Origin of the sequence: Flavobacterium resistens (assembly GCF_900182645.1) — a bacterium.
Taxonomy (GTDB): Bacteria; Bacteroidota; Bacteroidia; order Flavobacteriales; family Flavobacteriaceae; genus Flavobacterium; species Flavobacterium resistens.
On record NZ_FXTA01000004.1, the window covers coordinates 458875 to 471676 of the forward strand.

The window sequence follows — 12802 nt, forward strand, 5'->3', positions numbered from 1 at the left end:
TCATAATGGTAAAATTAGATTGTTTTTTTTAAAATCTCCATCACTTAAGTAAGAAGTGGTGGAGATTTTTTTTGCATAAATATTTTTATCTTCCCAACCTTTTGATGTTTTTTGTTCTCTATAACAATATAAACCTTAATTTTCGTGTCATGAAGTTAAAATTGTTTTCGTCTGCGCCGGGCATTTTTCAAATGAATTTGAATGTATTGCTTTTTTTTCTGTTTTTTATTGGAACAAAAACTTTCGCACAAAGTCCTGAACTTACTGTTAAAGGAGAAGAACCTGAAAAAGTGAGAATGAATAAACTTTTCGTTAATGTAAAAGTGGTGGGAAATATTGCATACACTACTGCCGAAATGCATTTTTTTAATTCAGGAACTCGCCAGATGGAAGCGGAACTTATTTTTCCGTTGCCAGAAAATGTTTCGGTTTCAAGATATGCAATTGATATTAATGGAAAACTTCGTGAAGCAGTACCGGTAAACAAAAATAAGGGAAAACAAGTTTTTGAAGCCATTGAACATCGACGTGTTGATCCGGGATTACTGGAAAAAGTAGACGGCAATAATTTTAAAACGAGAATTTATCCGCTGATGCCAAACGGAGAGCGAACTGTTGTTATTGGTTACGAAGAAGAACTTTCGGCTTTTGATAAAGATAATATGGCGTATCAATTGGTAAGCCGTTTTCCGAAAAAACTGGATAAGTTTGAAATTAATGTTTCGGTTTTAGGAACTTCGACAGCACCAACTGTTACTGAAAATTCAGGAAATGAAATTACTTTTTCAAAATGGAATCAAGCTTTTCAGGCTTCTATTAAAAAAGAAAATTACCAGCCTGCAGAAAAAATTGTTCTTAAAATTCCAATTCAGCAAAATATTCCAAGTGTTTTGATGCAGGATGTTGGCGGACAACATTATTTTTATGGAAATACTTTTATTGAAGGAAATAAAACGGTTAAAAAGATACCAGCTTCGATTGGTTTGATTTGGGATAATTCTTTGAGCTGTCAGAATAGGGATTTAAAGAAAGAATTGAATTTGCTGGATGCTTATTTTCAGAAAATAAAAAATACAAAAGTTACGCTGTACTTTTTGAATTATACTTTCGATAAACAACAAGAATATATTGTTTCCAATGGAAATTGGGATGCTTTAAAAGCCGTTTTAGAAAAAACAAAATACGATGGAGGGACTCGTTTTTCGCAACTGAATTTTACGGGTCAAGATGAATATTTGTTTTTTACTGATGGATTATCTTCTTTGAGTGAAAATCTTCTGCCAAAAACTAAAAAACCTGTTTATACGATTACCTCTTCAGTTTCTGCCGATTTTGCTTTTTTGAATTTTTCTTCAACAAAAACTGGCGGTAATTTTATCAATTTAAATCAGATAAATTCAGAAACAGCTTTGGATAAATTGACGAATTCTAGTTTGAAATTTCTCGGAATAAAAGAAAATTTAACGGTAACTGATTTGTTTCCGATGGAAGGAACTTCGGTTTCAGGGAATTTTAGTTTTTCAGGAATTTCTTTAAATCCGAAAAATGAAATTATTTTATTATTTGGCTATAATAATGAAGCTGTTTTAGAAAGAAAAATTATACTTGATGGTGCGGTTCAAAACACTAATGATATTAATGTTGAGAAACTTTGGGCACAGAAAAAAATCGCCAATCTTGAATTAGAATATGCTAAAAATGCAGATGAAATTGAACTTCTTGGAAAGAAATTCGGAATTGTAACTAAAAATACCTCGTTGATTGTTCTGGAAAATCTAAGTGATTATATTTTATATGATATTTTACCGCCGGCAGAATTACGCGAAGAATTTGATCGAATTAAAAAACAAGAACGTGATGCTACATTGGCCCAGCAAAGAAATAACTGGGAAAGTATTGAAAGTTATTTTGCCAGCATAAACGCCTGGTGGAAAAAAGACACGAAATATTCTGCATCTAAATTAGCGTCAAAATCTAAAATCAAGAATTCCCAAAGAGCAAATAATAATGTTGCAAATACAATTTTAAGAAGTAGTCAAACCGTACCAGCAGGATTTATTTCTGGAATTGTTTTAGATGGGAATAGTCAGCCATTGCCAGGAGCGAGTATTATTATAAATGGACGAAGTGAGGGAGTTCAAACCGATTTTGATGGAAAATTTACGATAAAAGCTCCTCAGAATACTATTTTTAATATTACGTATATTGGTTTCGAACCTGCTCGTGTTAATGTAGGCAGAAACAATTTGGTTTCTATAAGATTAAGAGAGAATTCTCAGACTTTAAGTGAAGTCGTAACTATTGCTGGTTATGAAACAATTAAGGGAGATCCTGATGCTGTTTTAACAATAGACGAACCTGTTGGTAGTGGAACTGCCGTAGCTGTTGAGGAAGATAATAATGTATATAACATGACTCCTCAAGATAATTCTGCACCTGTAATCACTGAATTAAAAGATAAAAAAGTTGGAAGTGAAGTTGTGGTCGTTGCGGACGGAATTCAAAGGAAAAGAGATCTTGTTGGTGTTTCTGCTGAAAGTGCTGTAAAAAATAAAGATGCTGTACAAGATATAAAACCCGAAGTCGCAGGTCAGGTCGTAAAAACTATCCAAAACGAAACAAATCTAGATAGAGGTTATCTAGCTGGAGATTCCAAAAAGCCTTTAATTATAGTGGATGGTCAGTTTTATGAAGGCGAATTGACCGATTTAAAATCAGATGATATCGATACTGTAGATGTTTTGAAAGATGCATCGAGAATTGCTACTTATGGTAGCAGAGGGGCAAATGGAGTTATTATTATAACAACAAAAAAGAAGTCTTCTAATAGTGTTGTTCAAACAAAAAGCTGGAATCCAGATCGATTGTATTTAAAAGCATTGGCATCGGCGCCAAAAGAAAAACAATACGATTTGTATTTTGAGTTAAGAAAAGCTCAGGAAAGAAATCCGAGTTTTTATTTTGATGTGGCTCACTTTTTCTATAATCAAGGCGATGTTAAAAAGGCATTACTAATCATCAGTAACATTGCTGATTTAGGTTTAGAAAATCATCAATTGTATAAAACATTAACTTATACTTTGCGCGAATGGAAAGATTATGGTGATGCAGTGTTTACTGCAAAACAAGTTGCAAAATGGAGAGAACATGAACCGCAAAGCCTAAGAGATTACGCTTTAACACTAGAAGATGCCGGAAAATATCAAGAAGCATTTGATGAATTAGTAAAATCACTTGAAGTAAATTATTACGGAGAAATGAGCGGTCAATATGAAGGTGTAGAAGATATTGTTTTAATGGATATTAATCGAATAATGAAAGAGCACCCAGGATTGAAAACTGGAAAATTAGATAAAAAATATATTGCAAAAATGCCTGTCGATGTCAGAATCATCATGAACTGGAACCAAATGGATGTTGATTTAGATTTACATGTAATTGAACCAACTGGCGAAGAATGTTATTATAGTCATACTTCGACAGAAATTGGTGGCAGATTTTCTAAAGATTTTACACAAGGTTACGGCCCAGAGCAATATTTGATTCGAAATGCGGTAAAAGGGAAATATAAAATAAAAACTAATTTCTTTGGCGAAACCACATTAACTGAAAATGGCCCGGCAACTGTAATGATTGAAATTTATACAACTAAGGCCGGAAAAACTTCCAGAACTTTGAAAACAATTCAGATAGGAAAAATAAAAGAAAATGAAATTCTGGCCGAAATTGTTTGGTAAAAGTCAGAAATCCAAAGCTTAGATTTCAAATTTAAAAGGCGAAGTTGCGTTGTTCAATTCTAAAAACGTAATTTTGCCTTTTATTTTTTAGGTTTTAAAATATTTTAAAATCTAAAATCGGATATCTAAAATTAAAGAATGACAGGAACCGTTTATAAATCTACAGGAAGCTGGTATACCGTAAAATCTGAAAATGGAGATTTTATCGAATGCCGTATGAAAGGGAAATTTAGAATTAAAGGTATAAAAAGTACCAATCCTATTGCTGTAGGTGATATTGTTGATTATGAATTGGAGGAAACTTCAGATGCCGTTACCGGAACGATTCATAATATTCATGAAAGGAAAAACTATATCGTTCGTAAATCGGTTAATTTGTCGAAACAGATTCATATTATTGCTTCTAATATTGATCAGGTTTTTTTATTGGTCACAATCGATAATCCACCTACAACAACCAGTTTTATTGACCGTTTTTTGGTAACTGCCGAAGCATACGGAATTGAAGCCATTTTGATTTTTAATAAAATTGATACTTTAAATGATCAGACTTTAGATGATCAGCTTTATTTACAGCACATTTATCAGGAAATTGGATATAAATGTCTGCGAATTTCATCTACCGAAAATAAAGGTGTTGACAAGCTGAAAGAAATGATGGTCGGAAAAGTAAGTATGTTTTCAGGACATTCCGGAGTTGGAAAATCAACTTTGGTAAATGCGATGGAACCAAGTCTTCATTTAAAAACGACTGTAATTTCAGAGCAAAGCAAACAAGGTCAGCACACTACAACTTTTGCAGAAATGTACGATTTGTCTTTTAATGCCCGAATTATTGATACTCCAGGAATTAAAGGTTTCGGAATCGTAGATATGGAACCCACAGAAATCAGCGGTTATTTTCCGGAATTCTTCAAATTAAAAGATCAATGCAAGTTTAACAATTGTTTACACAAAGAAGAACCGCATTGTGCTATAAAAGCCGCTTTAGAAAAAGATGAAATCGCCTGGTCGCGTTACAATAGTTATCTTAAAATTTTAGAGGGCGACGAAGAACATTATCGCACTGACACGTATGGAGAAGATCGCGCTGCGAGCGATGAAACGAGGAAATAAAAAATAAAATTCCAATTAAATAGTAGAACATTCTATTTGCAAAGCGTAATAGAGTGGATCTAAAATTGGATTTTAAAATCTGTTAAATCCGTGTAATCTGTGGCTAAAAACTTTTGCTACATTAGATCAAAATAATAATGAAAATTGTACTTCAAAGAGTTTCTGAGGCATCTGTAACTGTTGATAATGTAAAAACAGCAGATATAAAAAAAGGTTTACTAATCTTAGTTGGAATAGAAGATGCCGATACTCAGGAAGATATTGACTGGCTTGCCGGCAAAATCATTAAAATGAGAATTTTTGGAGACGAAAACGATGTTATGAATTGTTCAGTTCAGGATATCGACGGTGAGATAATTGTAGTTAGTCAGTTTACACTTCATGCTTCTACAAAAAAAGGAAATCGCCCTTCTTATATAAAAGCAGCAAAACCAGATTTTGCAATTCCGATGTATGAAACCTTCGTAAAAACTTTGGAAAAAGAATTCAGTAAAAAAATCCAAACCGGAATTTTTGGTGCCGATATGAAAGTCAGCCTCTTAAATGATGGCCCCGTCACAATCGTTATGGACAGCAAAAATCGAGAGTAAAAAAATATAAACAAATGTTAAGGATTTCTAAAAAAAATATATATTTGGGGAAATTCCTTACTAATGAAAAACCCTTTTTTTGCGTTATTTTTATTTCTAATTGCCCTTAATTCTTATTCTCAAAAGGTTAATTATAACGTTACTTCTATTCCAGATAGTTTAAAACAAAATGCAAATGCAGTTGTTCGGTTAGATCAAATGGATATTACTATTGCTTCGCAACGAAGCATGATTATCAAAAAACAAAGAATTGTAACCGTTTTAAATGAAAAAGGACTCGGTGATATCGATGCTTATGAGCACTACGATAAAACGACTTCAATAAACAGCATTGAGGCAATTGTTTATGATGTAGCGGGCAATGAAATCAAAAAAATCAAGCGTAAAGATTTTAGAGACCAAAGTGCAGTAAGCGGTAGTACGCTTTTTTCAGATAGTCGGGTAGTTTATTTAAATTATACACCAATTTCATATCCTTTTACAATTGCTTATACATGTGAGACAGAGACTTCAAATACTGCCTTTATTCCGCGTTGGTATTTTGTAGGAGGCTATAATGCAAGCATTGAGAAATGTATTTTGAATGTTACTTTTCCGAGTGATTTAGGTTTCAAGAAAAAGGAATTTCAGTTTACTGGATTTAACATCAAAAAGACAGAAGAAACCGCTACAAAACTAAGTTATGTAGCATCGAATATTTTGGCTCAAAAAGGAGAAGATTTAAGTCCGTCTCCATCTGATTTGTTTCCAAAAATTATAATGGGTTTAGAAAAGTTTCATTTAGAAGGTGTTGATGGAACGGCAACAACCTGGGAAGCATTTGGGAAATGGTACGGAGATAAAATTTTAACCGGAACAACGACTTTGTCGGAAGAAACCAAGTCAAAAATGAAGGCGCTTGTAGGCAATGAAAAAGACCCGATCAAGAAAGCAAAAATCATTTACGATTATGTCCAAAAAAAATCAAGATATGTAAATATTGCTATTGGAATTGGCGGATGGAAACCAATGCTGGCCAGCGATGTTGACCGTCTGGGATATGGCGACTGTAAAGCATTGTCAAATTATACCAAAGCACTTTTACAAGCAGTTGATGTTCCTTCTTACAATACCATTTTATATGGAGATTCATATAAATCTAATATTCAGTCTGATTTTGTTTCAATGCAGGGAAATCATATGATATTGGCAATTCCAAATGGAGACAATTATACTTTTTTGGAATGTACAAGTCAAGACGATCCTTTCGGTTATCAGGGAACTTTTACAGATGATCGTGATGTTTTGATTGTTAAGCCAGAAGGAGGTGAAATTGTTCGCACAAAGATTTACGAAGACAAAGGAAATATCCAAAAAGACAAAGGAATTTATACAATTGATGAAAACGGAAACTTTTCAGGTTCTATTTCGATAACTTCTGAAGGCTCGAAATATAATGAGAAATATAGAATCGAAACCTATCAGCCAACAGAAAAAGAAGCTCATTATAAGGAATATTGGGATAATATCAATAATCTGAAATTAGGAAAAATAACATTTTCAAACGATAAGGAAAATGTTCGTTTTACTGAAGATGTACAATTCAGCGCTATAAATTACGCTTCAATTTCAGCAAACAAAATGATTTTTGCCATTGATGCTTTCAATCAAAATACAGGAAATATAAAACGAATTAGAAACAGAAAAAATCCGTTCCAAATTCAGCGTGGTTTTTTAGATTCTGATGAAATTGAAGTGAATCTTCCTGCCGGTTTTACAATCGAATTTCTTCCTGGAAATTATGAACTCAAAGGGAAATTCGGCGAATACAAAACCGAAATCATCAAAAAAGAGAATAATAAGCTTGTTTACAAACGAAGCATGTTTTTGAATAAAGGAAAATATTCAAATAAGGAATATGATGAATTTCGTTTGTTTATGGAACAGATTTCAAAAAATGATAATGCAAAAATTATATTGATTAAAAGCTAATAAACTAACCAAAACCAACTAATCAAAAAATACCACATGAAATTAATCAAGATCTTCAGTATTTCAATTGTGCTGTTAATCGTTTCAAAAACTACAGCACAAGAATTTAAATTAGGAAAAGTATCTGTTGCCGAATTAGAGCAAAAAGTGCATCCCAAAGATTCAGCAGCGCCGGCCGCTATTTTATATAAAAGAGGAAGAACCAGAATTGAGTACGATGTAAGTGAAGGAGGTTTTGCTACAATGGCCGATGTTGAGGTTCGAATAAAAGTTTATAAAAAAGAAGGTTATGAATGGGCGAATCAGGCAGTTTGGTATTATAAGCAAGCTAACTTTGTTGAAAAAGTTACTTTTTCAGATGCCTATACTTATAATTTAGTGAACGGTAAAGTCGAAAAAACAAAATTAAAACCTGAAGGGATTTTTGATGAAGTGCTAAACAAGTTCAAAGCGCAGAAAAAAATTACAATGCCTAATGTAAAAGAAGGTTCTGTAATTGAATTTAAATATACGATCAAAAGTCCGAGCGACAGAATAATAAGAGAATGGAATTTCCAGGAAGCTATTCCGGTAAATTATTCTGAATTTGGTACTAATATTCCAGAATATTATGTGTTTAATCCAAGACAAAAAGGCTATGTTTTTCCTAAAATGTCGGTTGAAAAAGGACCACGTTCCATTATAATTACAACTAAAGAACGATCAAATGTTGGCGGATTTGGCGGTCCAGTCAGAACCGATTTTTCAACAGACAAATACGAATATATAGAAACAAGAACAACATACATAGCACAAAATTTTCCAGCTATAAAAGAGGAATCTTTTGTAAACAATATGGACAATTATGTTTCCAGCGTTCAACATGAATTAGCGATGATAAAATATCCGAATTCACAGCTGAAAATGTATTCAACAGATTGGGAATCGGTAGTGAAAACAATTTATGATTATGAAACTTTTGGTCCTGAATTAAATAAAACGGGTTATTATGAAGATGATTTAAAAGCGCTTCTTGCCGGAAAAAATACACCTGAAGAAAAAATCTGGGTGATTTTGAATCACGTAAAATCTAATGTGAAATGGAACGGTTACACGGGTTATGATTGTGACAATGGCGTTAAAAAAGCATATAAAGAAAAAACAGGAAATATTGGTGACATCAATTTAATGCTTACTTCAATGCTTCGCTATGCAGGTCTGACTGCAAATCCGGTTTTGCTAAGTACACGTGAAAACGGAATTGCTTTATTTCCTAACAGAACTGCTTTCGATTATGTAGTTGCCGCTGTCGAAACGCCGCAAGGAAATTTATTGTTAGATGCTTCCAATAAATTTTCAACACCAAATATTCTTCCTTTTAGAACCATTAACTGGACAGGAAGATTGATCCGTAAAGACGGTACTTCTGAAGAAATTGAGCTGACACCTAAAAAAGCATCAAATGATTTTGTTTTTATGATTTATAGTATTGATGCTGATGGAAAAATTTCTGGGAAAACCAAAAGACAATACACAGATCACATGGCAATGATTACAAGAGAAAAAATTGATGGTGTTAAAGAAGAAGATTATCTTGAGAAATTAGAAAATAAAAGCGGAAAAATTGAGATTAGTGATTACAGCCGAACTAACGAAAAAGATATTTTGTTGCCTGCCATAGAAACATATGCCTTTACCGGAAATGATTTATGCGAAATTATTGGTGGTAAAATTTATATTAGTCCAATGCTGTTTTTTACAAATGATAAAAATCCGTTTAAACAGGAAGTGAGAGAATATCCGGTTGATTTTGGATTTCCGCAAATGGATAAATTCAATATCACAATTCAGATTCCTGATGGTTTTGCCGTTGAAACATTGCCAGCTCCTGCGACTATAAATATGGAAGATAATGCAGGAAGTTTTAAATTTAATGTTGCAGCGAGCGGAAATAGTTTGCAGGTAATTATCTCAAATCAAATTAATGAAGCTATTTTTTCTGCAGAAAAATACGAAATGCTGAAAGAATATTATAAAACAATGATTGCGAAAGAGACAGAAAAAATTGTTTTAAAACGTATATAAAAAATGAAGGTTAAAAGTTTAGCGATTGCAATTTTGCATATTTTTTTGCAACAAAAGTAAAATCACAAAACAAAGAAATCATTTAGACTTTAAATCTTTCAAATCTTGAAAATAAAATTCAGATTAGCTGTATAAAAGAAATTAACAATAGTATTTTTGTAGCTGGCGATTATATTGGATTAAAAAATCTTTTCCAGCAAGTGATCGCCAGCCAAAATGAAAAAATTGTCTTTAAAAAAATATAGCAATGGATTTGAAAAATGCTCAACTTGATGTTGATACTTGGATAAAAGAACACGGAGTTCGATATTTTAACGAATTGACAAATATGGCGCAACTTACAGAAGAAGTAGGTGAAGTTGCCCGAATTATCGCGCGTCGTTATGGAGAACAATCTGAAAAGGAAAGTGATAAAAACAAAGATTTAGGTGAAGAATTAGCCGATGTTGTTTTTGTGGTTTTATGTTTGGCAAACCAAACCGGAATCGATTTGCAGGCTGCTTTTGACAAAAAAATGGATTTAAAATCGGTTAGAGATAAAGATCGTCACAAAAACAATGATAAATTGAAATAATTGTGAAATTTCAGCGTGAATTTTGATTTACGAACGAGGAGTGGTAAATTGCGCACTCGAATTATGTTTCTCATAATTCGCAACTCATAACTAATATCATGAATTTAAAATTAAGCACGAATTCACCATTCACAATTGATGATTCGAAACTAAATATCACAGGTTCTAAAAGCGAAACGAACCGTTTATTGTTACTAAAAGCTTTATTTCCAAATATCATTTTAGCCAATACTTCAAACTCAGACGACAGCGAAGTAATGCAAAAAGCGTTAATTGGAAATGATGAAATCGTTGATATTCATCACGCCGGAACTGCAATGCGTTTTTTGACAGCTTATTTTGCTGTAAACGAAGGCAGAGAAGTGGTAATGACAGGTTCTAGCAGAATGCAGGAACGCCCAATCAAAATTTTGGTTGATACTTTAAGACAATTGGGAGTTGAAATCTCATATGAAAAAGAAGAAGGCTATCCGCCAATTAGAATCAAAGGAAAAAAAGTTACGGCTTCAAAAGTTACTTTGGCAGCAAATGTAAGTAGTCAATATATCTCAGCACTTTTATTGGTAGCTTCAAAATTAGAAAATGGTTTAGAGTTGACTTTAGAAGGAGAAATTACTTCGATTCCGTATATCAAAATGACTTTGGCTTTGCTGACGGATTTAGATATTAAAACTAGTTTTGAAGGAAACGTAATTAAAGTTTTCCCTAAAGAAGCTGTTGAATCAAAAGAAATGGTCGTAGAATCGGATTGGAGTTCAGCTTCTTATTTCTTCAGTTTGGTTGCTTTATCTGAATCTGCTAAAATAACTTTGAGCAGTTACAAAGAAAACAGCCTTCAGGGAGATTCAGAATTAGTTTCTCTGTATGAAAAGATGGGTGTAAAAACGACTTTCCAAAACAATAAAATGACTTTGGAAAAAGTTTCAGGTTTTAATTATCAAGATGTAAATTTTGAATTGAACAATACTCCAGATATTGCACAGACAATCGTAGTAACTTGTTTAGGTTTAGGTATTGGATGCCATTTAACTGGACTTCATACTTTAAAAATTAAAGAAACAGACCGACTTGAAGCTTTAAGAATCGAGTTGACAAAATTAGGAGCGAATATTTCGGTTACAAATGAAAGCTTGACTTTGGTAAAATCAGATAATATAAATCACGATGTAAAAATCGGGACTTATAATGATCACAGAATGGCAATGGCTTTTGCACCATTGGCAATAAAAGTACCAATTATCATTGAAGATGCCGGAGTAGTTTCAAAATCATATCCAGATTTCTGGGACGATTTAAAAGCATTAAATTTTCAAGTCTCAGAATTATAATTAAAAAATATTCGTTGACAAAAATATAGCCTCTGGTTTCAACCAGAGGTTTTTTTTATGTGTAGATTTTAGCGGTTTTCAAACAAAAGATTTCGATTAATTTGAATCTATATAACTTATATGGTTTAATAAAAAAGCTTTATGATTCAAAAAAGTTAAATTTGACTTAAAGAATATCTTTTTAAGTCAATCTGAAACATCAGTAAATCAAGGACTTTTGAAAATAAAAGCCAAAACACTTGACAACGCCTATTTCACAATCGTATATTTGCAAGCGATTTAAAATTTTAGATAAAAAAATCTAAGATTGATATTTTAAAATCTAACTTCAAATATGAAATTATCACACTTCAATTTCAATTTACCGAAAGAACTTTTGGCTGAATTTCCAGCAGAAAACAGAGATGAATCTCGTTTAATGGTAATTGACCGTAAAAAAAACACTATCGAGCATAAAATGTTTAAAGACGTTATCAACTATTTTGATGACGGAGACGTTTTAATTCTTAACAATACAAAAGTTTTCCCTGCGCGTTTGTATGGAAATAAAGAAAAAACGGGAGCGAGAATTGAGGTTTTCTTATTAAGAGAATTAAATTCTGAGCAACGTCTTTGGGACGTTTTAGTTGATCCGGCTAGAAAAATCCGTATTGGTAATAAACTTTATTTTGGTGACGATGATTCATTAGTTGCTGAGGTAATTGACAATACAACTTCTCGTGGTAGAACTTTACGTTTCTTATATGATGGTTCTTACGAAGAATTCAGAAATAAATTAACAGAACTTGGAGAAACTCCAATTCCTAAATACATCAACAGAGAAGTTACTGCTGAAGATGCTGAAAGATACCAAACAATCTACGCAAAAGAAGAAGGAGCTGTTGCGGCGCCAACTGCTGGTTTGCACTTTTCAAAACACCTTTTGAAAAAATTAGAAATCAAAGGAGTAAATTTTGCTGAGGTAACTTTACACGTTGGTTTAGGAACTTTCAATCCAGTTGAGGTTGAAGATTTGTCTAAACACAAAATGGATTCTGAGGAATTAATTATCACGCAACAAGCTTGTGATATTGTGAACGAAGGAAAAGCAAAGAAAAAACGTATTTGTGCTGTTGGAACAACTTCTATGCGTGCAATTGAAAGTTCTGTTTCTTCTGCAAATACTTTGAATCCTTACGAAGGATGGACAAATAAATTTATTTTCCCTCCTCACGATTTTAGTATTGCAAACTGTATGATCACAAACTTCCACACACCAAAATCAACATTGTTAATGATGATTTCTGCTTTCTGTGGACATGATTTAATGAAAAAAGCATACGACGAAGCAATCAAAGAAGGATATAAATTCTATTCTTACGGAGATGCGATGTTAATTCTTTAATTAGAATTTATCTTTAAAATAAGAACCCGACAGTTTTT

8 protein-coding genes are annotated in these 12802 nt (G+C 32.7%); all 8 read left to right on the forward strand.

Annotated features, from left to right (window positions below; all coding sequences use genetic code 11):
- Window positions 1-149: 149 nt before the first annotated feature.
- The 8 genes from FN795_RS21450 to queA all read left to right on the forward strand — a co-directional run bounded on the left by FN795_RS21450 (window position 150) and on the right by queA (window position 12764).
- The gene (locus tag FN795_RS21450) at window positions 150-3737 is read left to right on the forward strand and encodes a VIT domain-containing protein (protein ID WP_154275359.1); all 3588 of its coding nucleotides are present in this window, start codon (window positions 150-152) and stop codon (window positions 3735-3737) included.
- A 138-nt stretch (window positions 3738-3875) separates the two neighbouring features.
- Window positions 3876-4853, forward strand: coding sequence for a ribosome small subunit-dependent GTPase A (gene rsgA, locus FN795_RS16705; RefSeq protein ID WP_035653394.1), 978 nt, complete (start codon window positions 3876-3878; stop codon window positions 4851-4853).
- Between the two features lie 137 nt (window positions 4854-4990).
- Complete coding sequence (gene dtd, locus FN795_RS16710) at window positions 4991-5443, forward strand: D-aminoacyl-tRNA deacylase (RefSeq protein WP_142451701.1); 453 nt, start codon at window positions 4991-4993, stop codon at window positions 5441-5443.
- Window positions 5444-5506: 63 nt separating this feature from the next.
- Window positions 5507-7414 carry a DUF3857 domain-containing protein gene (locus tag FN795_RS16715; protein ID WP_142451702.1) on the forward strand — a complete coding sequence of 636 codons (1908 nt, stop codon included), beginning with the start codon at window positions 5507-5509 and terminating at the stop codon, window positions 7412-7414.
- Window positions 7415-7450: 36 nt separating this feature from the next.
- Complete coding sequence (locus FN795_RS16720) at window positions 7451-9478, forward strand: DUF3857 domain-containing protein (protein WP_142451703.1); 2028 nt, start codon at window positions 7451-7453, stop codon at window positions 9476-9478.
- A gap of 247 nt (window positions 9479-9725) precedes the next feature.
- Window positions 9726-10052 (forward strand): nucleotide pyrophosphohydrolase, encoded by a 327-nt coding sequence (locus FN795_RS16725; RefSeq protein WP_012022600.1) that lies wholly within the window; start codon window positions 9726-9728, stop codon window positions 10050-10052.
- Window positions 10053-10150: 98 nt separating this feature from the next.
- The gene (locus FN795_RS16730) at window positions 10151-11380 is read left to right on the forward strand and encodes a 3-phosphoshikimate 1-carboxyvinyltransferase (RefSeq protein WP_142451704.1); all 1230 of its coding nucleotides are present in this window, start codon (window positions 10151-10153) and stop codon (window positions 11378-11380) included.
- A 334-nt stretch (window positions 11381-11714) separates the two neighbouring features.
- Window positions 11715-12764 carry a tRNA preQ1(34) S-adenosylmethionine ribosyltransferase-isomerase QueA gene (gene queA / locus FN795_RS16735; RefSeq protein WP_026728430.1) on the forward strand — a complete coding sequence of 350 codons (1050 nt, stop codon included), beginning with the start codon at window positions 11715-11717 and terminating at the stop codon, window positions 12762-12764.
- Window positions 12765-12802 lie beyond the last annotated feature (38 nt).